Raw genomic sequence first — 25,791 nt, forward strand, 5'->3', positions numbered from 1 at the left:
ATGAAAACCGTTGTAGCGCTGGGGGCTGCTGCCATCGATATGATGATCAAAGTGGATCGGCTTCCGGGGCCTGACGAGATGGTGTTCGCTGAGGATGGCCCGCATTTCCTACCAGGCGGTTCAACGGCGAACATCGCGGTGGGGCTGGCTCGTTTGGGAGTATCGTCGCGGTTCGTAGGGAAGGTCGGGCCTGATGATAACGGGCAGCGACTCCTCGAGGCATTCAGGCAGGACGACGTGGACACATCGTTCGTGCTTGTGGATGACCAGGGAAGAACCGCGGAAACCATCATTGCCGTTGATCGCCACGGTGCGCGGGTCATTTTCTCACTGGGCGGGACGGCTATCCTTGAGAAGCCGGATGAGTTTCGGGCGGAAGCGCTCGCGGGCGCACAGGTCCTCTACGTGGGTGAGGCGATACCATCCGTCGGGGTGAGGGCGATGAGAGCGGCAAGAGACGTCGGAGCCCTCGTGGTTTACGGCCCGGGCGGGGCCTTCTCCGGTCTCGGGATGGGCACGCTCGGCGAGATGATTGCCCTCGCCGACTATCTAGTGCTCAGCCGAGGGGAGGCGCGTTTGCTGACTGGAAAGGACGATCTCGATGCAGCGGTTGGAAGCCTCATGGCTGAAGGCGCGAGACGTGTCGTGGTGACTCAAGGAGACCGCGGGGCGAGTCTGTTTGAGCGAGAGACGGGGGCACCTTCGGCAACGATGGCCATTGCGAGACGACACCGGGATGCTTTGAAGGTTCCCGTTGTGGATACCACCGGCGCCGGGGACGCATTCACGGCGGGGTTCATACGCGGTCTTGTGAGCGGGCTCGACAAAGACCGCTGCCTCGCCCTGGGCAACGCATGCGGAGCGCTGGCGGTGTCAAAGGTGGGAGCAAGGGAGGCCATGCCGACCTGGGACGAGGTCAGTCCCTACATCGAGTCGCTGGAAAGAGGGGGGTGCTCCCGCGCATGAGTGACGAGCTCTTGGCGAGGGCTGCAGGCTGCCTTGCAGGAGTGGCAGTTGGAGATGCAATGGGAATGCCGGTGGAATTCCTGACCAGGGAAGAGATCAAAGCGCGGTTCGGCAGGGTCGACCGGTTTCTCGAGCCCCCGCCAGGCCACATCCACATGGGAACACCCCCGGGTCGAGTGACGGACGACACGGAACAGACCTGGGCGCTTGCGAGAGCGCTCGTGGCTTCGGGACGGATCACGCCACGTGTGGCGGCCGACGCATATCTGGAATGGGCGGACCGCGTGAACGCGTTCGAGACGTCCTTCCTCGGCCCCAGCTCAAGAGGCGCGCTTGAACGCCTGCGTGCGGGGGAAGACCCGGCGCGCACCGGCGACAAGGGAGCCACCGTGGGGGCGGCTATGCGCGTCGCGCCGATCGGCATCGTCAATGCGGGGGATGCGGAGGCGGCCGCGTGTGAGGCACACTTCTCATCCCTGCCCACGCACGGTGTGAACATCGCAATAGCAGGTGCCTGCGCTGTGGCGGCGGGCGTGGCGTGTGCAGTGGCCGGGAGACCGCTCGGGGCTGTCGTGGAGGCTGCCGTGGCTGGTGCGGCGTACGGGCAAGGCTTGGGCGTTCAGTGGGCGGGCGCGACGGTTCCCGCACGCATGAGGCTTGCTCTCGACCTTGTCTCGCACAACAAGAGCGAGCCGGAGAGAGCTGAGGAGGCCCTCTACGAGACCGTCGGGGTTGGCATGTACCCCACCGAGCTCGTGGCGACCGCCCTAGGCCTCGTGGTGCTTTACGACGGGCGGCCCCACCTTGCGATCCCGGCCGCCGCAAGCATGGGCGGTGACACAGACACGCTTGCGGCGATAGTAGGTGCGCTTTCAGGGGCGCTTGGCGGCATTGGTGCCTTGCCAGCCGAGTGGGTGGGGGCGGTGGAGCGAGTAAACGACCTCGACTGCGAAGCTCTCGCGTCACAGCTCATTGCGACTCGTGCTCACAGGCTGGAGGCCGGAAGTGTTCGGAGGGACGAATGGTGACAGGCAAGGAAGTCAGGTTGCGGAGGATTTTCAGGAGGGGCAGAAGCTTCATAAGCGCCCTTGACTATGGAGGTTTCATGGGGCCTGCCCCGGGGATAGAGGACCCCGGGGCGATCGTGCGGCAGGTGGTGGACGGCGGGGCCGATGCCATCCTCGTGAACCCCGGCGTCGCCAGGAGCGAGTGGGCGACCTACGCTGGGCGGTGCGGCCTCATAATCCGGCTCACCGGCGGCGCAACGCGGTACAATCCGAATATGTCCTACCACGCGCTCGTGTGCGGAGTGGAAGAAGCTGTGTCCTTGGGCGCCGACGCGGTGTGCATCATGGTCCTGGTGGGCGCCCCGGAGGAGCAGCGCATGTTCGAGACCATGGCGGAGGTGATATCGCAGGCGACGAGATATGGGTTGCCTGTGCTCGCCGAGATCATTCCAGCCGACATGAACATGAGCCATGATCCGGAGTGCATAGCCGTGTGTGCCAGAGTAGGCTACGAGCTTGGCGCGGACTTCGTCAAGACGTACTTTACTGGCCAGGGATTCGACAGGATCGTCAGGGCATGTAAGATTCCCATAGTGATCGCCGGCGGGCCTCGGACTTCGGACCCTATCTGCATGGCGAGGGAAGCGCTCAATGCGGGGGCCGCGGGGATCGCATTTGGCCGCAACGTTTTCGAGGCCGCCGACCCTGAGGCTATGGCGCGCGAGCTTGCGCGCGTGGTCCATGAAGGCGGGCGAGAGGAAGTGGCTGTGCGGTGAAGGCGGCGGTTTACTACGGCCCGAGGGACGTCCGGGTGGAGAACGTCTCAGAACCTGCTCTCGAGCCCGGCGAGGCCCTGTTGAAGGTCATGTTCTGTGGAGTCTGCGGAACCGACATAAAGACGTACCTGAGGGGGCACCCAATGTTCGAGCCGCCCTGCATCCTCGGTCACGAGCCAGTCGGCGAGATCGTCGAGATGCGGCCGGGGAACGACGCGCGCGGGACGGGACGCGTGTCCGTGGGCGACGTCGTGGCCGTCGCGCCCTACGTTCCGTGCGACAAGTGCCGGCTGTGCCTCAAGGGAAGGCAGGAGATGTGCGCATCGAAGGAGGGGATAGCTGGCGCGTTTTGCGAGTACATCAGGCTGCCCGGCGAAGTCTTGGCGAAAGGCGCGTGCAAAGTCCCTGGGGGCCTGTCGCCAAGGGCGGCCTGTCTTGCCGAGCCGGTGGCGTGCTGCCTGAACGCGGTCGATGCGACATCCTTCGACCCGGGTGACTCCGTGCTCATCAACGGTGCCGGCCCGATGGGCCTCCTCATGCTAGAGCTGTGCAAAATCAGGGGCGCAGGGGCGATCTTCGTAAGCGAGCCCAGCGAGACGAGACGCCGAGAAGCTGCCCGGCGCGGGGCGCTTGTGATCGATCCCAGGGTCGAGGACGTGCGCAACCGGGTGAACGCGGAAACCGGGGGTGACGGGGCGGATGCCGCTTTTGTGTGCGTAGGTGCGGCTGGCGCACTCGAGGACGCCGTGGCATCGGTCCGTCCCGGTGGCAGAGTCAACCTATTCGGTGGATTCCCTGGCGGGTCCGAGGTACCTCTGGACCCCAACGCGATCCACTACCGCGAGGTAATGCTCCTCGGTAGCTTCGGCTTTGCCCCGCGTCACTTCCACATGGCGATTCGGCTTCTCGCGTCGGGAAGACTGGACGTTTCAGGCCTCTTGAGCCAGGAGTTCAGCCTCGACGACGTCGGGCTTGCCCTGGATACCGGTGCCTCCGGAGAGACGCTGAAGGTGCTCTTGAGGATGGGCGGGGATGAATAGAAACAGAAACGAGGCATATGTCGGGATCGATGTCGGGACCTCGTCTGTGAAGGTCGGGCTTCTTGCGGGAGACTCGTACCACGTGGTGACCCGTCCCGCGGGACTCGTAGTGTCACGAGCCGGCGGTGCCGAGCAGGACGCTCGCGGGCTGTGGGCTACGGTCGCGGGAGCGATCCGGGAGGTAGTGCACGCCGCAGGCGATGACGTGCACGTACGGGCTGTCGGTCTCTCGGGACACAGCCCCTCCCTGGTCGCGGCCGGGCCTTCTGGAGACCCGCTCACGCCCGTGATCACGTGGATGGATAGAAGGCCGCTTCTCGATGGGCGCGGAAACCCTGCACCCCTGGACGGCAGCGCCGACTATCGTGCGCAAGGGCCGTCGTTCGAGGCGACCGCGCAGTGGCTCGCAAGCCTTCGTGCGCTCCAGGCGGAGAGCGGGTGGGTCCTCCTTCAGCCGAAGGACTTCATTGCCCTTCGCCTCACCGGCCGGGCGTGCATCGATTCGTCGTCAGCCTCGTGCTTCTCCTGGTACGATCCTGCAAGAGGCTGGGATGTCCGTGGCGGACACGACGTCGCCGCCTTCCTGCCCTCGGTCGTTCACCCCTGGGAGGCGTGCGGGACGGTCACTCATGAGGCCGCCCGCGAAACCGGGCTCCCCGCCGGCATCCCGGTGGCTCCGGGCGGCATAGATGCCGTTATGGAAGCTCTGGGCGCCGGGATCCTCGGGCCAGGTGCAGCTTGCGACGCCACGGGCACGTCGACGTGCGTGTCGCTGGTCTGTCCGGCTGAAGAAGGTCAGGGCAGCTGCATGTGCCACGTTGCGCCCGGCAGATTCCTTCGCGTAGCCCCGGTATCATACACCGGGGGCTCGCTTAAGTGGGCCCTATCGGTCCTTTTCCCCGCTGAGGCAAGCGCGACCCACGACTGGAGGGAGTTAGTAACCGAGGCCGTTGCGGCGTCACGGCCAGGAGCTTCGGGCCTTCTGTTCATCCCGCACTTGGTGGGCCAACGGAGCCCGAAGGCGAACCCACATGCTCGAGGCGCATTCGTCGGGCTCGAGCCCAAACACACCAGGGCTGACATGTTGAGGGCGGTACTTGAGGGCTGCTCGTACGCTGTAAGGGAGAGCCTTGAAGCAATGAGCTGCCACCAGATGACCGCGGAGATGAGGGCGGTGGGTTCCGGGGCGAGGCATGATCCATGGCTCCAGATTAAGGCGGATGTGCTCGGTATCCCCTATAAGGGGATGTCGATCACAGAGGGGGCCGTGCTCGGGGCCATCGTCCTCGCCGGGCACTGTTGCGGGGATTTCGCGTCGCTCGAGGAGGCAACCAGGCGTCTTGTCAGCTGGAGGCGGGTTTTCGACCCTTGCGACGACGTGCGCCGCGTCTATGACGTCATGTATGAGGCGTATCGAGAAGCAAGCATTGGTCTTGAGCGCGCCCAAGAGGTTTTGACGGGCACTCGGACGGACGCTTGCTGGGAGGAAGCGCCCGCTCCCGAGACTGGCCCTGGCCTCCAGGCGCACGCTCTGATGCGGGACACGGAGGACGAGACATGCCAAGAGACATCAAGCTGATGACGTTGAGCTTGTTCCTGTGGGGGTGGGGGTACGGCCTTTACGCCTACGTCTTTCCCCTGTACATACGGTCACTGGGCGCTTCGCCGGGGCAGGTTGGGGTCGTCTACTCCGTCATGATGGTCGCCTTGGCTTTGTCGTACATCCCTGGTGGCGTCATCGCGGACAAGTACGAGAGAAAGCGGACGATGATTCTTTCCTGGCTCGTTGGGGTTCCGGCGCCTCTTCTGTACTATTTCGCCCGGGACTACAAGGTTGTCGCGGCCGCATCGGCGCTTTACTCGTTGTCCATGATAGGCTACCCCGCGATGAACGCGTACGCGGCGGCGAGAGCGCCGGCGGGCATGTCTGGCCTCGTGTTCGGCGTCATCAACTCCGGTTATGCAGCGGGAATGATAGCCAGCCCCATATTGGGTGGATGGCTTGCACAGGTAATCGGCACGCGCAACGTCTTCCTCATCACCTTCGTGTTTTTCCTAGCTTCCGTCGCTGTGCTGTGTTTTGTTGACCAACAAGCGCCAAGTGCTTCCAGCTCTCGTGGTTCAGCCCATACAGAAGACGCAGCAGCAGGCTACGCAGGTCTTCTGCGGCAAAAGCGATTCGCGAGGTTTGTAGTCACGTACTCGTGCATGGCGGTTGCCTACTACATGGTTCAACCTCTCATACCCCAGTACCTTGGAGACGAAATGGGAACGAGCTTCGCGTTCATAGGGCTGACCGGATCCATAATGTCGCTGGGCCAGTCTGTCATCACGGTCATGCTCGGTCGATGCGCGGATAGGTGGGGTACCGTTGTTGCTCTCGGCGGCAACGCGCTCGTGTTTTCCGCTGCGATGCTGGGTCTCGTGACGGCACGAAGCCTCGCTTTGCTAGCTGGGGTCCTGTTCCTTGCAGGTGCATTCATGGCCGGACAAGGGGTTGCACTTGCCGGCGTTGGCGAGGTTCTCGGCGGATCGCCCACGGGGCGTGCCTTCGGGCTTTTCAATCTGGCGGTCGCCGCAAGTTCGATCGTTGGGCCATACGCCGGTGGGGTCTTGTACGAGCGGTCTCCGGCGGTGCCCTTCCTTGCATGTGCAGCGGCATTCGCGGCGATGTCCCTGGTCTTGCTCTTCTGTGAACCCAGACCGAACCGCGCCGGGGAGGTGGTTCATGCACGAAGATGTGCGCGTTCGGGCGATTCTCCGTCAATCAACTCTTATCTAGGAGGGACAAGAGATGCGTAAGGGTTTCGTCTGGTTCGTGGTCATGTGTCTCGTTGCCGGTATTGCGCCTATTGGTTTCGCTGAGACGCCGAAGCCTGCGGGGAAAGTGGTGCTCACTGTAACGGGGGACATCACGGTCAAGAACGCCGACGCCGGGCTTGAGTTCGACATGGCGATGCTTGAGGGCCTCGGCCTCACCAAATGCGAAGTCAAAGACCCGTGGCTTGGCAAGAAGGTTTATGAGGGCGTCCTCATCAGCACCATACTCCAGTATGCTGGGGCGGTGGACACAGCGGATGAGGTGATCGTCGTGGCGAAGGACGGGAAGAAGGTTTCCGTCAAGGTTGCCGACGCGATCAAGTATCCGATTATGCTTGCGACGAAAGACGGTGGCAAGGCAATAGGAAGCGGCCTTGGCGGGCCGGTGAAGCTGGTGTTCCCGTACGACACGCATCCAGAAGTAGAGAAAATCCACGACAAGAATGACTGGAACTGGTATGTCGTGACCCTAGAGGTGAAAGCGAAGTCATGACTACCGAATGGATTAGGAGAACATACAGGGTCCTCCTCGTCCTTCTGGTCTGCTCGCTGGCGGCCGCCGTGCCCGCGGCCGCCGGCTCCTCCCCGAGCGAGGGGGCCCGCCCGACGGTGGTCCTGGTCATCCTTGACGGCTGCGCTGCTTACTCATTGGACTTGCTGCCATCCGAGGCATATCTCAGGCAGGCGGCGGCGGAAGGGTTCTACCAGCACGTGCGGACCGTGTTCCCGTCTTCCACGGCAGCCGGACATGCGGCCATACTGACCGGCAAGTGGCCCGATGAGAACGGGGTCACAGGCAAACAGTTCATGGGGAGCGACGGGACGCTGAATGGGTTCAGCTCGCCTCAATTGCTGGAAGCTCCCACAGTGATCGAACGGGCGGCGAAGGCTGGCCTGCGCACAGCATTCATTTCCGGGAAGGAAGGAGTCAGGTCGCTGTTCGGCGAAGATGCAGACCTCGCGGTGAGCCCGGCGTCAGTGCCATCATGGGTGCTCGAAGAGGTCGGGCCTCCTCCGGACGAGTCCACGCAATATGAGGACTACTGCGGCTGGTATGAAAAGCTCGACAGATGGGTGATCGATGTAGCGGGTGCTTTCGTGAAAGAGGCAGGGCCTGGCGCATTCATCGTGCTTAACCTCGCCGGACCGGATAAGGTGGGACACAGGTTTGGGCCCGTTCCTGCGCCTGAGACCACTCAATGCCTCATCTCAGTAGGAGAGGCTCTCCGCGGTCTGACAGGAGTCCTCGAGGAGGTCGCGAGGGAGGACTGGGCTGTAGTGGTCACCGCAGACCACGGGATGACCAGCGTGAGCAAGGCCATTGTGCCGTCAGAGCTGTTCGGAGGCATTGCCGACGATGGCTTGGCATACAGCCTTGACGGAGGTGTCTTGTACGCGTGGCCGACGCCGACAACAGAGGAAGCTGTGGTAAGCGCGCTCAAGGGCGCTGAAGGCGTAGCGGAGGTCATCACGACGTCAGACGAAAGACGGGCGCTTCTTCACGCGTCGCATCCGAGGAGTGCCCCGATCATCGCGATAGCACGCCAAGGTTACATGTTCACTGAGTCCAGCGCGTTCATGGAGTATACGAAGGGCAGCCACGGAACGCTTCTTGATACAGACGTAATGGTCCCATTAATGGTCTACGGACCCCAGGCGGTCAAGACCGGCATTGGTATCAGCGAGATCGGAGACACAGTGGAGATAGCGGGGGTACTCGCCGAGCTCTTGGGCGGCCTGGGGGACTGAGCACATCGCCAGGAGTGCGCGCTACTCTTGGGCGCGAGGGTCCTGCCTGGGGCTATCGGGCTTGCCCTCCGGGGACGGCGTGCTTGTTGCGCGCCTCGTTCGAATCTGACGCGCAAGATAGCCAGATACCCCGCATATCTTCCGGCTTTGCCCGGCCTTGACTTCGGTCCCGGCGTGTGTTACTATTCTACGTGCGAGAGATGTGGCACCACATAGCCCATAGGTTTGAGTGGGGACGTAGCTCAGTTGGGAGAGCGCGTGAATCGCACTCACGAGGTCGGGAGTTCGAATCTCCTCGTCTCCACCAGAGGATGTTGCGCCAGGCGGATGCCTGGCGTTCTTTTTTGCTTGTGCCTCCTCGGGGCGCAATCATCGCGTAGCCCTGACCTATCCATGCCTCATGAAAGCCGACCCCGTCGCCGCAAAGCCTGGCGATCTACCGGGCCTGCCCGGTGTCGCGGAGACGCCTCTTGGTTGGAACTTAGTTCGGCGCACGCAGCGACTGGCGCCCCCGCGCCTTGCTTAGTCGCGCCGTCCCCGCTCCACCGGCTCCCGTCGCTCGAACGGCACCGGCACATACTGAACAGAGGGGCGCCGCTGCACGGGTTGCGGGTAGAGCTCCATCAAACGGTAGACCTCGTAGGGCATCTCGTTGCTGACTTGGAGCCCCATGCGCCGCAGCGCATCGCAAGTGATCGGGTAATCGTGTGTCCAGCGCCCTTCCGTGAGCGTCTTCGCGATCTCGCGGGCTTTGTCCTCGGGCAGCTTCGCGGCCAGGATCTCGTATACGCTTTCATAGACCTGCACCATGGCTTTGGCGGCCATGTCCCCCAGGATTAGCGTCGTGTCGCTTACGGAGTTCTTGTCCTTCTGCTCTATGGCCCGCAGAATGGATACCGCCGGGTAGTTCCCGAGTTGCGGGTCGACCGGGCCGAGCACGGCGTTCTCGTCCATGACGATCTCGTCTGCGGCTAGAGCCAGGAGCGTCCCGCCAGACATCGCGTAGTGCGGCACGAACACAGTTACTTTCGCCTTGTGGCCCGCGATCGCGTGGGCGATCTGCTCCGCGGCGAGCACGAGACCGCCCGGTGTGTGGAGGATGATATCTATCGGGACATCGTCTGGCGTGAGGCGGATCGCTCTTAGCACCTGTTCCGAATCCTCGATGTCGATGTGGCGCGAGATCGGGATGCCGAGGAAGCTGATTGCCTCCATGCGGTGGATCATGGCTATGACCCGCGATCTCCTCTTGCGTGAGAGGGAGTTGAGGATGTGCAGCCTTGCGAGCTCGATCCTTCGCCTTCCGAAGAGGGGCGAGAGGAGGCTCCACACCAGGAGAAGGATCCAGAAGAGGTTGAAGAACGTGTCGGACATATCCACGCTCTCTCCTGTCTGCGGTTGCGGCCTTGTTGGGCGCGAGGTCAGGAACGCTTGCGACTCTTGGGAGCGGTTGACGGTCGCTGCGCGGTGGGTGTCAAAACCCGGCCACCCGTCCGGCCCGGCGGGCCGCGCATCCCGCATCCTGTGAGGGTGGCCTGCCGGGGCGCCGTTCCCGAGGGCAACACCGGCAAACCTAGGCTCGCCCTGACGTTGACGCACTTGCCTTGCTTGCCCCTTGAGTTAAGTTTCCGTCCGGGTGGCATGAATATGCGGCCCCCTTAGGCTGCCGACTCTGGGACTGAGTGCATCGTCGGCAGTTCGCGCTGCTCTGCGGCGCGAGCGTCCCCTGCCTAAGGCTACCTATCGGCCTTGCGCTCCGCGGCGATGGCGTGCTCTCGGCTCGCATCGTTCGGATCCGGCACACGAGATAGCCGAATTCCGGGCGCCCCGTCGTGCAGGGGCCGGCGGCAACCCGAACGCCGCCCAAAGGAGGAGACGAGGACTCACGGAGCGATACTTGATACTTAACTTAGGATGTAAGGCGGCGCGCTGTGCCCGACTCCACTCTTCAAGCCATCCCTCGCCTCGTCTCATGCTCTGGGAGATCGTGGTTTCCAGGCGCTTGTGTCTCGGAAACTCGTGTAGTAGAATTGCATGGGGGAATGAGCCACAAGCTGATGGAGGGACGAACGGATGGTTGAAAAGGCAACGTTTACCGTCAAGAAAGGCCTTGCGGAGATGCTCAAGGGTGGCGTGATCATGGACGTCACCACCCCCGAGCAGGCGAAGATCGCCGAGGATGCCGGCGCAGTTGCTGTCATGGCACTGGAGCGCGTGCCCGCCGATATCAGGGCGCAGGGCGGCGTGGCAAGGATGTCCGACCCCGCCATAATCGAGGCGATCATGGAAGCTGTCACAATCCCGGTCATGGCCAAATGCAGGATCGGGCATTTCGTTGAGGCGCAGATCCTTGAGGCTCTGGGCGTAGATTACATCGACGAGAGCGAGGTCCTGACACCAGCCGACGAGGAGCATCACATAGACAAGCACCAGTTCAAGGTGCCGTTCGTCTGCGGTTGCCGTAACCTGGGGGAGGCCCTGCGAAGGATCGGAGAAGGCGCGGCGATGATTCGCACGAAGGGCGAGGCCGGCACGGGCGACGTCGTCGAAGCCGTGCGACATATGAGGCGGGTAATGAGCGAGATACGCAGGCTTACTTCGATGCGCGAAGATGAGCTAATGGCGGCAGCCAAGGAGATGCAGGCCCCATACGAGCTTGTGGTGCAGGTTGCGAAGGAAGGCAAGCTCCCCGTGGTGAACTTCGCTGCCGGTGGCATCGCGACTCCCGCGGATGCCGCTCTTATGATGCAGCTGGGGGCGGACGGGATCTTCGTGGGTTCGGGCATATTCAAGTCCGACAACCCGGCGGCCAGGGCGCGCGCCATCGTGGATGCGACGGCTCATTACAACGACCCGGACATCCTCGCGAAGGTGTCCCGCGGCATCGGTGAACCGATGAAGGGTCTCGCCGCTGCGTCCTTGAAGGAAGAGGAGAGGTTGCAGGTGAGAGGCTGGTGACTTGCGGCGCGGGCTCGCTCGCGGAGCGAGAACCTCACCCGTCGTGGCCGGTGGGGTGGCCTGTGGCCTGCGGCCACCGGGGCGCGATTGGGCAAGAGGGTCATAGCACCGGCTCTGTCTGAAGGTTCGATTGCACCGAGCTTTGCGTGCATTGACGGTAGCGGCTAGTGCGACGGCAGCGGCTAGTGGCAGGAGGTCGCAGGGGTGAAGGTAGGAGTTTTGGCGCTTCAGGGTGACGTGGCGGAGCATTTGAGCATGATCACGGCAGCGGGCGCGGACGCGGTGGAGGTCAGGTACAAGGAGCAGGTGGATGGGCTGGACGGCCTTATCATACCAGGCGGCGAGAGCACGACCGTGGGAAAGCTGATGGAGCGGTTCGGGTTCGTGGAGGAGATCCGAAACCAAGCAGCCCGGGGCCTCGGTGTATTCGGCACGTGCACCGGGCTCATTCTTCTCTCTCGTGAGGTCTCGGGTTCCGACCAGATCTGCCTGGGCCTCATGGACTTCGTGGTGAAGCGGAACGCCTTCGGGCGACAGGTGGACAGTTTCGAGGCCGACATCGAGATACCTGCGGTCGGGGGCCCTCCCATGCGTGCTGTATTCATCCGGGCGCCCTACATCCTTTCGGTCGGTCGAGGCGTTGATGTGCTGGCGAGGTTCGATGACAAGATCGTGCTCGCCCGGCAGGGGCGGCACCTCGCGTGTGCGTTCCATCCGGAGGTAACGTCCGACACGAGGCTCCACCGATATTTCCTTGACATGTTGGCGGGCAGAGCGTAACGAGTGCGCAGCGCGATGGCTGGCGGCTTCCCGGTGCGCCGCCCTGAGCGGCGGGCACGCCGCGCTGCGATGCCCTTCGCGAACGCGGCACCGGTGACGACAGGGGCGCACCCGGGCATTGGGGCTGCACGCGCGCTGACGGCGCCAGGAGCCAGCACAGGGGTAGTTCGGTGCGGGCGGCGCAGGTCCTAAAGTATGGCGCCATGAGTTTTCGTCTCCTTTTCTTGACGGCGTGGGCTTGCCGGTGCTTGCACGACGCGGCGGGGAGGATTCGGCGGTGCCGCGCCGCGCCGAATTCGAACGGGGCGCACCGCAAGCGCGCCGTCGCCGGAGGGCAAGGCCGATAGCCTTAGGCAGGACCGCCTGGCCGAAAAGCGGCGCGAACTTTTGGCGACATACTTAGCCGGGCCTTAGCGGGTAGTGTACTTCTACGTGGGAGGGGCACAGACATGTATGATATCGTGAGGTCCGTCGACCCGGAAGTCGCGGAGGCCCTCGAACGGGAGACTTGGCGCCAGAGACGAAAGATCGAACTGATAGCATCGGAGAATTTCACCAGCAGGGCGGTGATGGAGGCACAGGGGTCAACGTTGACCAACAAGTACGCCGAGGGATACCCCGGGAGGCGTTACTACGGTGGATGCGAGTTCGTGGATGTGGTCGAGAAACTCGCTATCGAGCGGGCGAAAGCGCTTTTCGGTGCTGAGCACGCCAACGTCCAGCCGCACTCTGGTGCCCAAGCCAACACGGCGGTCTATTTCGCGGTGCTGTCCCACGGCGATACGGTGCTCGGCATGGACCTCTCCCACGGCGGACACTTGACCCACGGTCACCCTCTCAACTTTTCGGGCAAGTACTTCAACTTCGTGCCCTACGGGGTTTCCAGGGAGACGGAGACCATAGATTACGACGCGCTTCACGCGCTTGCGAGGGAGCACAAGCCGCGAATGATAGTCGCGGGGGCAAGCGCGTATCCGAGGTTCATCGATTTCGCGCGGATCCGCCAGATCGCTGACGAGGTCGGCGCGTATGTTATGGTGGACATGGCTCATATCGCGGGGCTCGTAGCGGCGGGCGTGCACCCGAACCCAGTCCCGTATGCGGAGTTCGTCACCACCACCACGCACAAGACCCTCCGCGGACCGCGCGGGGGCCTCATACTCTGCCAGGCTCGGTTTGCGAAAGACATCGATCAAGCTGTCTTCCCGGGTACCCAGGGCGGGCCTCTCATGCACGTGATCGCAGCGAAGGCCGTTGCGCTCAAGGAGGCCATGACCCCGGAGTTCCGCGCCTACCAGGTGCAGGTGGTCAGGAACGCTTCGGCCCTGGCCGCTGCTCTCTCGCGTCGCGGGTTTCGGATCGTCTCGGGCGGCACAGATAACCATCTCATGCTGGTGAGCGTGGCGGAGAAAGGGCTTACCGGCAAAAGGGCGGAGAAGCTCCTCGACGATGTCGGCATCACCGTAAACAAGAACACCATACCGTTTGATCCCGAGAAGCCGTTTGTAACGAGCGGAATACGCCTCGGCACCCCCGCCGTCACCACGAGAGGGATGCGGGAGGCTGAGATGGAGGAGATCGCTGACATCATCGCGGAGGTGCTCGACAAGCCGGGGGACGACGCGATCATGGAGTCTGCTCGCGCAAAGGTTGCGCGCCTTACGGACCGCTTCCCCCTTTATCCGGACATATGACCCTTGTGGCCTGAAGCCCGGGGCGTGTGCGGGAGGCGCGTGAGGGAAGCGAATGCGGTGTGACCGTGCATTCGATTCCGTTCATGTCGGCTTTAGCCTGGCTCGGGCCGTGTCCATGTGCAGAGGAGCCCGAGGACTTTTAACGCGAGCGCGCCGGCCCTCCCCGCGTGGGGGAGCCGGCGCGTGCGATTTCAGTCGACATTCGACATTTCAGCCCAGCCGGCATTCCGGTCGACATTTCAGTCGACGTTGATCACCGTGCTCTCGCCCGTGAAAAGGTCGACCACCCTAGACTTGTTGAAATCCGGGTGGCCGTTGCGCTCATGCACGGTCACTCTCGTGCCTTCGACGTCCAGTTTTATCGTGGCGTTGCGGCGGGTGAGAGCTGCGGAAAGACCGTCCACGAGCTGCAGCAGCCTCAGCATTGGCATCAAGTGCCGTGGGAAATCCAGCGGCAATTCTTCCTCTCTGTGATGGTGGTAACGAACCAGCCAGATCACGTCCTGATCCTTATGATAGAAGTGGGCTGCGATGTCGGCGCTCCGGGCCGCATGCGCGGGACTGTACTCGAAGACCTTCTTCGGATCCACAGTCTGCCCTATTTCTAGCTGGGGTTGAGACTTGCCGAGGTCGTGAAAGATTATGCTCTGGACGAGGACATCCTTGCTGATGCCGAGGAGCGACATAATGCCCTTGGAGTTGAGGTCCGCGAGGACCTTGAGCGCGTTGACCACGTGCTTGTAGTTGCCATCTTCGATGACCTCGGTCACGGTGATGAGACCGGTCTCGGGGTCGTACTTGTCTCTGTACTCGGGCGTATGCTTGAGCTTGTGTTCCACCCTTGAGTTCGGGAGGGTAAGCGCGAACGCCCTGTCGAGCTCGTCCCTGGAGTTGACGAGCTGGGAGCGAAGCTCTTCCTGCTCTGTGATGTCGTGGAAGGTCTCGATGATCCCCTGCACCGTGCCGTCTTCCACGAGAGGCACGTAGTTTACGGAAAAGACGCGTCCGTCAGCAAGCGGTGTCATTACGTTGTACCTGGCCTTGCCAGTCTTCATGACCTCGAAGATTGGTGATTCGTCCCGGCTTACCATCACGGCCTTCTGGCCGATCCTGTCCGCGGCCCTCGCATTCATGAGTCTCTCCGCTGCCGGGTTGAACTCCTGGATGATGAGGTCCTTGTCTATCACGATAAGCCCCTCGTGCAGGGAACGAAGGATGGCAAGGGCCCGCTGCTCGTGGTAACGAGCACTCTTTGATAAGGCCGCTTCGCTGGAGAAAGTCATGAGCACGGACCGCTGAGGCAGGGAGGCTACCAGCATCCCATTCTCGACTACCGGCAGTTCGGGGACACACGAGCTTTCAAAAAGGCCTGCGGCTGCTTGGAGGTCGGTTTCAGGATCAACGCTTGGAAAGCTGCTCGCGGGAATCATCACGTCTTGAGCGGTGGCGCCCTTCGCATATCCCGAGGTCAGTGCGGATATTAGCTTGCTCCCTGTGACCACGCCCAATAGCTCGTTAGTCTGCGAAACGACATACACAATGCCCCGGTCGGTCACCAAGGGCGCGAGCCCCTCAAGACCTGCCCCGGGCGCTGCCGTGACAGGTTCGAGAGTCTCAACGTCTTTGACCTTCATCTTCATGTCCTTGCCAGCCCCTCGGCGTAGTAAGAATTCTGCAACTCGAAAACTCGAAAACTCGAATCAGAACGCCTTGCCGGTGCCCTAAGTATGTCGCCAAGAGTTCGCGCCACTTCTCGGCGGAGGGTTCCTCCCCAGGGTTGCCGGCCTTGCCCTCCGGGGACGGCGCGTTTCCGGCGCGCCTCGTTCGAATTCGGCGCGGCGCGAGACCGCCGAATCCTCCCCGCCGCGTCGTGCAAGCACCGGCAAGCCCACGCTGTCAAGAAGGGAAACGAACACTTATGGCGCCATATTCAGGCGTTAACAGGCGTCCAAAAGGAATTCTAGCATAGCCTGGCTACGAAGTAAATAGCTGGTGCGCTACGGATCGTCATGGATCGACCTCGCACGACACAAAGGCCCAAGTATCGCGCGGTCGGAGCCTTGGTCACTTCCGCGCGGTCTCATACTATCGCAAAGTTGTAGATGGTGCTGCGCGTTCTGGACTTCTATGCTAAAATAGGTAGGGCGCAAAACATGTTCGGGCGCTTCGGGCTCCGGGTTCTCGTGGGTATGGGTCCGTGGCTCGGGGCGCGTGACAAATTCATATGTGAGGGGGACGAGCTATGGCACAGGTTCTCGAGATTCGCTGGCATGGGAGGGGTGGCCAAGGGGCGAAGACCGCCGCCATCCTCCTGGGCGAGGCGGCCGCGTCGGTGGGCAAGTACATTCAAGCCTTTCCCGAGTACGGCCCCGAGCGGATGGGCGCGCCCGTGCTGGCATTCAACCGGATCAGCGACGAGCCCGTGAGGATGCACTGCCACGTGTCGAACCCTAGGATAGTAGTGGTCCTTGACCCGACGCTGATCGGGAAGAACGACGTGACGTCGGGGGTGCCGGAAGACGGGATCTATCTTGTGAACACGAATCTTTCTCCGGCAGAGATGCGGACGAGGCTCAAGGTGAAAAGCGGCAAGGTCTTCACCGTTGACGCCACGCAGATATCCATCGACACCATCGGCCGGGCCATTCCAAACACCCCGATGATGGGTGCCCTAATAAGGGCGACAGGCCTTATGACGCTGGAGGAGTTCATAGCTGATACCCGGCACAAGCTTGAGATGAAGTTCAGGTCGAAGCCTGAGGTCATCGAGGGCAACATCAAGGCCATCGAGCGGGCCTACCAGGAGGTGCAGTCGGAGTAATGAGCGCTAATGGAAAAGTAAAGGGCTGGAAGGACGTGCCGATAGGCGGGCTTATCCTGGAGGCCGGCAGCGCGGACAAGTACGAGACCGGCGACTGGCGAACCTACCGTCCTGTCTGGGACGAGGCGAAGTGCAGGCACTGCATGACATGCTGGATTTACTGCCCTGACTCATCCATTCTGGTGCGCGAGGGCAAGATGATCGGCATCGACTATAAGCATTGCAAGGGCTGTGGGATATGCGCCCATGAGTGCCCTGCGAAGTGCATAGATATGCGCCTCGAGACGGAGCTCGAGGCTGAGAGGCCTGAGGGCTCTGGAAGCGCTGAGACGGGTGCTCCCGTGGGCGCGGGGTGCGGGTGCCGTTCAAAGAGCAGCGGGAAGGCTGGTGGAAAGTGATGAAGAAAGTGGCGATTACCGGAAACGAAGCTGTATCGCAGGCGATGCGTCAGATCAACCCTGACGTGGTGGCTGCCTACCCGATAACTCCGCAAACCGAGATCGTCCAGATCTTCTCCACTTTCGTGGCAGACGGGGATGTTGATACGGAGTTCGTCACCGTGGAGAGCGAGCACTCGGCCATGAGCGCGACGATCGGCGCGTCGGCGGCGGGTGCAAGGGCGATGACCGCTACCTCGTCGCAAGGGTTCGCTCTCATGTGGGAGATGCTGTATATCGCAGCCGGTTTGAGGCTTCCCATCGTGATGCCGGTCGTGAACAGGGCGTTGTCAGCGCCCATCAACATCCACTGCGACCATAGCGACACAATGGGAGCGCGCGATTCCGGGTGGATCCAGCTCTATTCCGAGAACGCGCAGGAAGCTTACGACAACCTGATTCAGGCGGTACGGATCGCGGAGCATCCGGATGTTCAGCTTCCCACGATGGTCTGTATGGACGGCTTCATCGTAAGCCACGGCATGGAGAACGCTGAGCTTCTCGACGACGGCGTGGTGCGCAGCTTCATCGGCCAGCGAACCCCCAAGTACTCGCTTCTCGACGTGGACAACCCTGCCACATTCGGCGGGCTGGACTTCGCTGACTGGTACTTCGAGCACCGGCGTCAGCTCGCTGAGGCCCAGACGCACGTAAAAGACGTGGTGCTGGACGTGGCGAGGGAGTTCGCCAAGATATCCGGCAGGAGCTACGGTCTCTTCGAGGCATACAGGCTGGACGACGCCGAGCTGGCTGTGGTCGTGCTGAACTCTGCGGCAGGAACCGCGAAGGTGGTCGTTGACGACCTGAGAGATAAGGGTTTGAAGGCAGGCTTACTGAAGATAAGGCTCTTCAGGCCGTTCCCGCACGAGGAGATAGTGGCGGCGCTTGCAGGCAAGAAGGCCATCGCTGTTCTCGACAGGGCAGACGGCCTCTCCACGATGGGTGGGCCCGTGTTCGTGGACGTGCGATCCGCCATGTATGACGCGCCCGGGCCGAAGATGGTGAACTACATCTACGGCCTCGGCGGCAGGGACATCGACACCGAGCAGATAGCCGGGGTATTCTGGGATCTTGCCAAGATCGCCGAGACGGGCAAGATCGCGTCGCCCGTGACTTACCTCGGGGTCAGGGAATAGGAGGCGGCAGGAATGGCAAACTTGAGGGAGCTTACGAAGAAGGAAGAACTCCTGTGCGGCGGGCATCGTGCTTGCGCGGGTTGCGCCGCTCCGATAGCCGTGAGGCAGGCGTTGAAAGCCGTTGACACCCCTGTTGTTGTCGGGTGCGCCACCGGGTGCCTCGAAGTGACGACGACGATATATCCCTTCACGTCGTGGAGGGTTCCGTTCATCCACAACGCGTTCGAAAACGCCGCCGCCACCATCAGCGGGGTGGAAGCAGCGTATAGGGCGCTCAAGAAGAAGGGCAAGATAACGCAGGATATCCAGTTCATCGCCTTCGGCGGCGACGGCGGCACTTACGACATTGGGTTCCAGTCGCTGTCCGGGGCGATGGAGCGCGGGCATGACATGGTCTACATTTGCTACGACAACGAGGCCTACATGAACACGGGCATACAGAGGTCGAGCGCGACTCCCAAGGGTGCATCCACGACCACAAGCCCCGCGGGGAAGGTCATTCCCGGGAAGACGCAGTTCCGCAAGGACCTGACCGCGGTCATGGCGGCCCACAACATCCCGTACGTTGCGCAGGCGGTGCCGAGTCACTGGAACGACTTCGTCACCAAGGTCCAAAAGGCGCTTGCGGTGAAGGGCCCGGCGTTCATCAACGTCCTTGCGCCGTGCAGGCTCGGGTGGCAGTTCGATCCGTCCGAGACCATCGAGATCATGCGGGGCGCCGTGGAGACATGCTTCTGGCCGTTGTACGAGGTCGAAAACGGCACGTGGCGCATCACCCACAAGCCCAGGGAGAAGAAGCCCGTGCGCGGATGGCTTGAGAAGCAGGGACGATTCCGCCATCTCTTCCGGCCGGAGAACGAGCACATCATCGAGGAGATCCAGGCCGACATCGACCGCAACTGGGAGGCCCTTCTGGCGCGGGCGGGCATGGCCTAAGTTCCTGTGCCAGCCAGCGCAACAGCCGAGTGGCGGCGAGGCACGGGCGTGCGTTCTGGCAACGGACCCTCGCGCTCGCGCCCCGGTCGCGCCGAGCGGGCGCGGTCAAGATGGTCAAGGGTTGTCTCGCGGGCGTCCGGGTGTTATAATCGGATATACAAACGCGCAACGCGAATTCGGAACAGGCAAGAGATGATCCTAAAGACGGTCCGAGCCAAGGCGATGACGAGGACAAGTAGGCGTCAGGCCTCCCGCTGAAGAGAGCCGGGTCTGGTGTGAACCGGCGCGCAGGCCCGCCGAATCCACCTCAGAGCCGCGGGTTGAAAGGCGCGCCGCATGGGCGCCGAGTATGCCCTGCCGGGTTTGCCCGTTAACGCTTCTTGAGAGGGTCGAGCGGGCGTGGCGTGGTCGCCTACGCCTCCGGCCAATCGGGGTGGCAACGCGGGAGCACAAGCCTCTCGTCCCCATGGGTTTGTCCCAGGGGGCGAGGGGCTTTTTACATCCGCCGTGCGCGGTGTCATCGCGTTCCCGGGCCTTCGAAGGCCGTGACCAGCGCTAGGGCGACCAACGCGAGGTTGACGCGGCCCGCAGCAGCACGCAGCGTCGCCGCACGGCACGCCGCGTCGGGCAACGCACGGGGTCGGGCCTGGCGGAGGGGAAGCGTGTAAGCGGGAGCACGCGGCGCGGCCTCGCGCCTGACGGCGTGCGCGGCTGTGAGCAGTGGGAAAGCAGCGGGAACAGGAACAGCAGACTAGTGGATTGGTAGCGGATAGACAACGGAGGGATGAACATGCTGGACATCAAGCTCATACGACAAAACCCTGAGATCGTGCGGGACGCCCTCGCTCGGCGCGGGGAAGACGACGCCGTTCTCGACGAGGTGCTTGCCGTAGACGAGGAAAGGCGCAAGCTCATTTACGAGGTCGAGCAGCTGAAGAAGCGTCGGAACGAGGTTTCCGACGAAATCGCCCGGGTCAAGAAGAGCGGGGGGGACGCTACCGACGCCATCCTGGAGATGCGCGACGTGTCCGCCAAGATCAAGGAGATGGATGACTCGGTGAGGGCGCTGGATGAAAAGCTCACGTCGCTCCTTCTCGCGATCCCTAACATCCCGCACTCGTCGGTCCCGACCGGCAAGGACGAGTCAGAGAACGTCGAGATCCGCCGGTGGGGCACACCTAGGAAGTTCGACTTCGAGCCCAAGCCCCACTGGGAGCTCGGCGTTGACCTCGGCATTCTTGATTTCGAGCGCGCCGCCAAGATAACCGGCGCGAGGTTCACCGTGTTCCGTGGAGCGGGCGCGCGCATGGTCCGGGCGCTCATTGCGTTCATGATCGACCTCCACACCAAAGAGCACGGCTACACCGAGGTTTACCCGCCGTTTCTTGTGAACCGCGAGAGCATGATAGGGACGGGCCAACTCCCGAAGTTCGCCGAGGACATGTTCCGCTGCGAGGGCACTGATTACTACTTGATCCCCACGGCCGAGGTGCCTGTGACGAACCTCTACCGGGGCGAGATCCTCGAGGCGAGCGAGCTTCCCATATACCACGTGGCCTACACGGCGTGCTTCCGCGCGGAGGCGGGGTCCGCCGGACGAGACACTCGGGGCCTTGTGAGGCAGCATGAGTTCGACAAGGTTGAGCTCGTGAAGTTCGTAAGGCCTGAAACGTCCTACGACGAGCTCGAGAAGCTCGTACACGACGCTGAGGATGTCCTGAAGCGGCTTGAGCTGCCATACCGGGTCGTCATGATGTGTACGGGCGACGTCGGCTTCGCAGCCGCGAAGAAATATGATCCGGAGGTCTGGATGCCGAGTTACGGACGGTACGTGGAGATCTCGTCGTGCAGCAACTTCGAGGCCTTCCAGGCGAGACGTGCGGACATCAAGTTCCGTCCCGCCCCGGGCGCCAAGCCCGAGTATGTGCACACGCTGAACGGGTCTGGGCTCGCGGTGGGCCGCACCTTTGCCGCCATCCTGGAAAACTACCAGGAGGCGGACGGATCGGTGATCGTCCCGAAGGCCCTTCGACCGTACATGGACGGCCTCGAACGCATCGCGAAGGGATAGAAAGAGGGTTCGCGTCGGGCACGTGCCCGTCTGCGCCGCGCGCTGCGCTGGCTGGCGGGCTCGGTGCCGCGCGCCGGCGTGCTCCTTGCCCTGGGAAGGCCGTGCGTGGTATAATCGTCGTGTCGGGAGAGGCCTTTCGTCCATCTCCCAGCAGGGCCTGCGGAGGAGTGCCCGAGCTGGCTTAAGGGAGCGGTCTTGAAAATCGCCAGGGTCCTCTGGGCCCTCGTGGGTTCGAATCCCACCTCCTCCGCCACTATTTATGTACGTGATGCTATTCGCGTTCGCGATAACACCATGTGTCGCGCGCCCCACGCATTGGCGTCACATCGCGTCACATCTGGTGTACCCCGCCGGTCCACGGTCGCCCCTTGACGCACGTGCCTCACCGTCAGCATAGCCTCCAGGGGGCCGCAACGCTGTTTGCGCCCAAGTATGTCGCCAAAAGTCCGCACTGTTTTCCGGCGGAGGGGGGCCTGCCCAGGGTTGCCGGTGCTTGCACGACGGGGCGTGGAGAATTTGGCTATCTCGCGCGCCAAATTCGAACGAGGCGCGCCGCAAGCGCGCCGTCCCCGCAGCGCAACACCGGCAACCTAGGGCCCCTGCGTCCGTCGCCGCCGCCGTGCTCCTGCCCTTGCAGGAGCGGAACGGCTGCACCCACGGCGAGGCCACGGCGAGGCTCGTTCTGCCACGCGCCGGCGACGCTGGACGCGGCGCTGAAGCTGAACATGATGCTTGGCCGACGTGCGGTGACGATGCGGCACGTCAGCAACGCCCCCGGAGAGCAAGCCGGTAGACGAGGGAGTCGGTGTCGTATGGTGCCGACGACGAGAGAAATCGAATGCAAGTCGATCCTGACCAAGTCCGGGATCCCTGGCGTGGACTTTTCCCTTAACCCATACGTGGGATGCGCCCACGCTTGCGTGTATTGCTATGCGCCATGCATCGTGAGCCGGTTCAGGGGCCGTCAGGAACCGTGGGGGAGCTTCGTCGACATCAAGGCGAACGCTCCGGCAGCACTGCGGCGCGCACTGCGACGGGTGAACCGCGGAGTCATTCTCTTATCTAGCGTAACGGATCCCTATCAACCCGTTGAGCACAAGACCAGGCTTACGCGGGCGTGCTTGGCTGAGATGTCGATAAGCCCCGCCCAGGTTTCCATCCTGACCAAGTCCGACCTCGTTACCCGCGACATGGACATTCTCGGTGCCATTTCCTGGGTCGAGGTGGGCTTCAGCATCAGCACAGCGGACGACGAGATCGCTCGGGCGCTGGAGCCTGGAGCGTCTCCTCCTTCAAGGCGATTCGCGGCATTAGAGAAGTTGTCGGCAGCAGGGCTGAGAACGTGGGTGTTCATTGCTCCTGCCATCCCAGGGATCAGTGAACTTTGGGAACAGCTCGAGCCGATCTACGCACGGGCCAGAGACTCTGGCGCTTCGTACGTGAGTCTGGACCCGTTCAATTTCTACCCACCCATGACAGCGTCGCTGGCTGCCGCGATGAAGCGCCGCCTGCCCGAAAAGCTCCCACGCTTCCGGGAGGCGCTTGCCCATAGGGCCGAGTTCGCCTCCGCGGTCCGGGCTGTCGGGGGCGAGCTTGCAGCGCGATACGGCTTCGACCGAGACTGATGTCCCGCCCGGCCTCCTGTCCTGCCGGTCATCGGCTTTGCAGCCGAGCCGCGGCGTCTCAGGGTTTCCAGGCCGCCGTCCCGGCCCAGATCGCCGCGCAGCTCGCGACAAGCGCGACCAGGGCCACGACCCGTGAGTATCCCGTGGTTTCGTACACTCGTCCCGTGCCGATTGGAGGGAGCGGCACGGGGTCGATGGGGAGCCCGTTTTTCAGAGCGAGACCGCGGACGTCAAGTAGGTTGATCACGGGCACGCCTGCGGCCGCGAACTCGAAGATGAGCCCGCGGTCGGGGGCTTGTGACATGACAGGGGGGTGCACGACGAGCCCGTTGGGGAAATCCAGCGATGTGAGGGTGTTCCCGTAGTTCGGCGTGGCCCCCCCTATGTTCACGAAGCACCTTATTGGCTCGCCCGCGGCCAGTTTCCTGTACACCTCGAGTCTTCGCCGAACGCTCCCGCTCACGGTATCTTCTCTGATCAGGGGCACGCCTGCGCGTGCCGCTATCTCTTCCATCACGCGCTTCCCCTCGCCGAAAAGGGTGCCCTCGCCGGCGTCCTTGTCACCTCCCAGGGACACGGCTGCCAACTTGTACGGGATGAGTCCCTCTTCGTTCAGGCGCGCCAGCATGTCCACGAATGTCAAGTTAGGCAAGGTCGCGCCATACGTGGAAGCGCCTATCGAGTATATGGTTATGGGCCGCAGGCCGAGGACGCGCGCAGCTGACAACGTGGCTAAGATGAGCGAAGGGAACGAACCGCTCGCCCCGACCGCGACGACGTCCCCGGGCTCGAGGCCGGCTTCTTTGAAGAACTTTACCATGAGAGCTGCGAAAGCCGGGTTAGTCGCAGTGCGCTTGGCCTCGAGGTTCCCGGCGGTCGTCGTGATCTCCGTGAACTCGCCTCCGATGAGCCCCGTCTCGTTCGGGTCGAGGTCGCGGTCGATGGGGATTCCCAGAGAAAGGCGGTATTCCCTTATGGCGGCAGTGCACCGCATCATGAGGTTCGCAGCCTCAACCTGCGCGTCATGGTAAGGACGCGGCGCTGTCCCGTCGCGAACGGACGTGCGGGCGACCCAGACCCCGGCGGTCGCCAGAACGGCCGCGACTAACAGGAACACCACTGATACCCGGCCGCGTTTCATCCCCCAAGCAGGCATGTCGGCGCGATCACCTCACCAAAACCAGCGCGAGACGGACGACTGCCGCCAGGAGAAGGACAGATGCGAATGTCCGGATAGCGCCCTGCTTGGATATATCGTTAGCGATGAGGCCGGGGATGATGTATCCAATGGCCCTGACTTCCTGGCTCGCACCGGGGATCCATACGCCGAGCTTGACGGCCAACCAGCCCAGCCAGAACGCCGTCAGCACCATGGCCATGAATCTTCGGCGTCCGTACAGGATGATAGCATGGGACAGCACCCAGACGACCGCGTAAGTGATGCCCGCCAGGAGCAGGGTTGCGCCCACTCGCGTGGGCTGATCCAGGTAGAGGGCGAGGTAACCCGGGACGACCAGTCCGCCGCCGTACAAGCCTGTGATCTCGGTGAACAGGAAGCTTGCGATAAGTCCGATTCCAATCGATAACGCGATGGTCACAGCGTCTCACCGTCTCGTTCGAAGAACTCAGCTAGTCGTTGCCCCATGCCCTTCGTGTTTCCTACCGCAAAGAGCACTGCGCCCCCCGGAACCTGGGATTCGATCTTGTCCAGCACCGAGCGGGGCTCATCCAGGGATGAGACGTCCACCACCCGGCGCAGGTCCATTCCGCTCCTGGCGAGCTCGGCCTCGGCAATCCTCGCGGCCTCGCCTATCAGAAAGACGTACCGCGGTCGGACCTCGCACGCCACGAGCCTGGAGAGCTCGCGGATCCTTGGAATGCGGTCTGCGCGGTTGTTCATCACGACCGCGACGGGCATACCTTCGCCGACGTCGCGCAGGATGCTCCCTTCCACGATCATCCTCCATATGAGCATGGTGGACGTGTAATCGTTGGCGGCGAATGCGTTTACCAGAACATAGTCGCCGCTTCCTCGAGGGATTCTCAGCACTCTCATTGCACCAGGATCGCCCCGTGCGCTGAGCATGCCGGAAATGGCCACATCCCGCGCGACCCCCGCGAGCTCGCACACTTTGAGCGCGCACGCGACGTTCTCCTTGAAGCTCACGTATGAGAAGGCCGCGTTCACCTCATCGGGGACCTCGGATGCGTCCGCGACGTGTACCGAGGTTCCGAGCGCCCGCGCTCGCTCCATGAAGACATCCAGAAACGCGTTCTCGGCCGTCACGAGGCATCCTTCCCGAGGTATGGTAAGCGAAAGTGCCCGGGCCACATCGAGCAGCCGGGGGCCCATCACGTCCAAGTGGTCGTCTCGGACATTCGTGATCACTCCGATCGTGGACCGGATCATCCTATGCTCGGAGACCCACTGGTTTTCCGGTTCGAGGGCCATGCACTCCAGTACGAGGGCGTCCGCCCTGCGCTTTGCCGCGAGCGCCACCGTCTTCATCTGCTCGGCGATGTTTCCCCGTCCCCGACCACGTCTGCGCACAGGCAGCTCCGATCCGTCTTCCAAGATGAGTCTCGCTGCCGTGCCGGTGGTCTTGGCTACCACGCGGAGCCCCCCTGCGCGAAGCCCTGCGGCTATCAAGCGAGTTGTCGTGGATTTTCCCCGCGTCCCGTTCACATGAACCCTGATGGGGATCACAAGCACTCGCCTGGTGTGGCTCCAGTACTCCACGAAACCCGCGAGCGCTACGCCTGCGCACAAGAATGCAAGAAAAGCCACTCTGACCTCGCGCTCCTTCCACAAAAACCATTTCGCCTCAGTACAGGCCGTTTCCTGCTGACTCAAGATGTCGATCCAGCAGCGCTTGGGAAGCCGTTCGGTTCCATTCGGTTCCGTGATGGCTTCACGTTCCTTGCACATCTCCTTTCTACCTTTACTGGTTTTTTATCTCGCATTTAGCAGGAGT

The 25,791-nt window shown here is 62.7% G+C and carries 22 protein-coding genes and 2 tRNA genes; 19 read left to right on the forward strand and 5 right to left on the reverse strand.

Annotated features, from left to right (window positions below):
• The 9 genes from GX515_08425 (at position 1) to GX515_08465 (ending at position 8,665) form a co-directional block, all read left to right on the forward strand.
• Entirely contained in the window at positions 1 to 966 is a 966-nt protein-coding gene (locus tag GX515_08425; GenBank protein HHY33022.1) for a carbohydrate kinase family protein, read from the forward strand.
• Positions 963 to 1,994 (forward strand): ADP-ribosylglycohydrolase family protein, encoded by a 1,032-nt coding sequence (locus GX515_08430; protein ID HHY33023.1) that lies wholly within the window; start codon positions 963 to 965, stop codon positions 1,992 to 1,994. The genes GX515_08425 and GX515_08430 overlap by 4 nt, the downstream gene beginning before the upstream one ends.
• Positions 1,991 to 2,749: a fructose-bisphosphate aldolase gene (locus GX515_08435; protein HHY33024.1), complete on the forward strand. Its 759-nt coding sequence runs from the start codon at positions 1,991 to 1,993 to the stop codon at positions 2,747 to 2,749. Before GX515_08430 ends, GX515_08435 begins: the two co-directional genes overlap by 4 nt.
• Positions 2,746 to 3,789 (forward strand): alcohol dehydrogenase catalytic domain-containing protein, encoded by a 1,044-nt coding sequence (locus GX515_08440; protein ID HHY33025.1) that lies wholly within the window; start codon positions 2,746 to 2,748, stop codon positions 3,787 to 3,789. Before GX515_08435 ends, GX515_08440 begins: the two co-directional genes overlap by 4 nt.
• On the forward strand, positions 3,782 to 5,368 hold the full coding sequence (locus GX515_08445; protein ID HHY33026.1) for a hypothetical protein: 1,587 nt from the start codon (positions 3,782 to 3,784) through the stop codon (positions 5,366 to 5,368). The genes GX515_08440 and GX515_08445 overlap by 8 nt, the downstream gene beginning before the upstream one ends.
• The gene (locus GX515_08450; protein HHY33027.1) at positions 5,347 to 6,591 is read left to right on the forward strand and encodes an MFS transporter; all 1,245 of its coding nucleotides are present in this window, start codon (positions 5,347 to 5,349) and stop codon (positions 6,589 to 6,591) included. Before GX515_08445 ends, GX515_08450 begins: the two co-directional genes overlap by 22 nt.
• Entirely contained in the window at positions 6,584 to 7,102 is a 519-nt protein-coding gene (locus GX515_08455; GenBank protein ID HHY33028.1) for a molybdopterin-dependent oxidoreductase, read from the forward strand. The genes GX515_08450 and GX515_08455 overlap by 8 nt, the downstream gene beginning before the upstream one ends.
• On the forward strand, positions 7,099 to 8,358 hold the full coding sequence (locus tag GX515_08460) for an alkaline phosphatase family protein (protein HHY33029.1): 1,260 nt from the start codon (positions 7,099 to 7,101) through the stop codon (positions 8,356 to 8,358). The genes GX515_08455 and GX515_08460 overlap by 4 nt, the downstream gene beginning before the upstream one ends.
• A 231-nt stretch (positions 8,359 to 8,589) precedes the next feature.
• Positions 8,590 to 8,665: transfer RNA gene (locus GX515_08465), tRNA-Ala, on the forward strand.
• Between the two features lie 215 nt (positions 8,666 to 8,880).
• Here the strand turns inward: GX515_08465 and GX515_08470 are convergent.
• A complete protein-coding gene (locus GX515_08470; GenBank protein HHY33030.1) occupies positions 8,881 to 9,732 on the reverse strand; it encodes a hypothetical protein in 852 nt (283 codons plus the stop codon).
• Positions 9,733 to 10,431: 699 nt separating this feature from the next.
• Here GX515_08470 and pdxS point away from each other — a divergent pair.
• The 3 genes from pdxS to GX515_08485 all read left to right on the forward strand — a co-directional run bounded on the left by pdxS (position 10,432) and on the right by GX515_08485 (position 13,790).
• A complete protein-coding gene (gene pdxS / locus GX515_08475) occupies positions 10,432 to 11,316 on the forward strand; it encodes a pyridoxal 5'-phosphate synthase lyase subunit PdxS (protein HHY33031.1) in 885 nt (294 codons plus the stop codon).
• Between the two features lie 204 nt (positions 11,317 to 11,520).
• A complete protein-coding gene (gene pdxT / locus GX515_08480; GenBank protein ID HHY33032.1) occupies positions 11,521 to 12,096 on the forward strand; it encodes a pyridoxal 5'-phosphate synthase glutaminase subunit PdxT in 576 nt (191 codons plus the stop codon).
• A gap of 449 nt (positions 12,097 to 12,545) precedes the next feature.
• Complete coding sequence (locus GX515_08485; GenBank protein HHY33033.1) at positions 12,546 to 13,790, forward strand: serine hydroxymethyltransferase; 1,245 nt, start codon at positions 12,546 to 12,548, stop codon at positions 13,788 to 13,790.
• A gap of 239 nt (positions 13,791 to 14,029) precedes the next feature.
• On the opposite strand, the gene GX515_08490 is transcribed toward GX515_08485, so the two are convergent.
• A complete protein-coding gene (locus tag GX515_08490; protein HHY33034.1) occupies positions 14,030 to 15,430 on the reverse strand; it encodes a PAS domain-containing protein in 1,401 nt (466 codons plus the stop codon).
• Positions 15,431 to 16,032: 602 nt separating this feature from the next.
• On the opposite strand from GX515_08490, the gene GX515_08495 reads away from it, so the two are divergent.
• The 7 genes from GX515_08495 (at position 16,033) to GX515_08525 (ending at position 22,816) form a co-directional block, all read left to right on the forward strand.
• Entirely contained in the window at positions 16,033 to 16,611 is a 579-nt protein-coding gene (locus GX515_08495) for a pyruvate synthase (GenBank protein ID HHY33035.1), read from the forward strand.
• Positions 16,611 to 17,009, forward strand: a complete 399-nt coding sequence (locus GX515_08500; GenBank protein ID HHY33036.1) for a hypothetical protein — start codon at positions 16,611 to 16,613, stop codon at positions 17,007 to 17,009. Before GX515_08495 ends, GX515_08500 begins: the two co-directional genes overlap by 1 nt.
• Positions 17,009 to 18,184 (forward strand): pyruvate ferredoxin oxidoreductase, encoded by a 1,176-nt coding sequence (gene porA, locus GX515_08505; protein HHY33037.1) that lies wholly within the window; start codon positions 17,009 to 17,011, stop codon positions 18,182 to 18,184. The genes GX515_08500 and porA overlap by 1 nt, the downstream gene beginning before the upstream one ends.
• Before the next feature lie 12 nt (positions 18,185 to 18,196).
• Positions 18,197 to 19,120 (forward strand): pyruvate ferredoxin oxidoreductase, encoded by a 924-nt coding sequence (locus tag GX515_08510; GenBank protein HHY33038.1) that lies wholly within the window; start codon positions 18,197 to 18,199, stop codon positions 19,118 to 19,120.
• Between the two features lie 790 nt (positions 19,121 to 19,910).
• The gene (gene serS, locus GX515_08515) at positions 19,911 to 21,191 is read left to right on the forward strand and encodes a serine--tRNA ligase (protein HHY33039.1); all 1,281 of its coding nucleotides are present in this window, start codon (positions 19,911 to 19,913) and stop codon (positions 21,189 to 21,191) included.
• A 161-nt stretch (positions 21,192 to 21,352) separates the two neighbouring features.
• Positions 21,353 to 21,444 (forward strand) — tRNA-Ser (locus GX515_08520).
• Positions 21,445 to 22,003: 559 nt separating this feature from the next.
• Entirely contained in the window at positions 22,004 to 22,816 is an 813-nt protein-coding gene (locus tag GX515_08525; protein HHY33040.1) for a radical SAM protein, read from the forward strand.
• Between the two features lie 58 nt (positions 22,817 to 22,874).
• Here GX515_08525 and pgsW read toward each other — a convergent pair whose 3' ends face one another.
• Genes pgsW through pgsB form a run of 3 tightly spaced genes read right to left on the reverse strand, consistent with a single transcriptional unit; the run spans position 22,875 to position 25,604 of the window.
• Positions 22,875 to 23,972 carry a poly-gamma-glutamate system protein gene (gene pgsW / locus GX515_08530; protein HHY33041.1) on the reverse strand — a complete coding sequence of 366 codons (1,098 nt, stop codon included), beginning with the start codon at positions 23,970 to 23,972 and terminating at the stop codon, positions 22,875 to 22,877.
• A gap of 10 nt (positions 23,973 to 23,982) precedes the next feature.
• Positions 23,983 to 24,414 carry a poly-gamma-glutamate biosynthesis protein PgsC gene (pgsC, locus tag GX515_08535; GenBank protein ID HHY33042.1) on the reverse strand — a complete coding sequence of 144 codons (432 nt, stop codon included), beginning with the start codon at positions 24,412 to 24,414 and terminating at the stop codon, positions 23,983 to 23,985.
• Positions 24,411 to 25,604 (reverse strand): poly-gamma-glutamate synthase PgsB, encoded by a 1,194-nt coding sequence (gene pgsB / locus GX515_08540; protein HHY33043.1) that lies wholly within the window; start codon positions 25,602 to 25,604, stop codon positions 24,411 to 24,413. Before pgsB ends, pgsC begins: the two co-directional genes overlap by 4 nt.
• Positions 25,605 to 25,791: the final 187 nt, after the last annotated feature.

The organism is Bacillota bacterium (genome assembly GCA_012842395.1).
Lineage (GTDB): Bacteria > Bacillota > SHA-98 > UBA4971 > UBA4971 > UBA6256.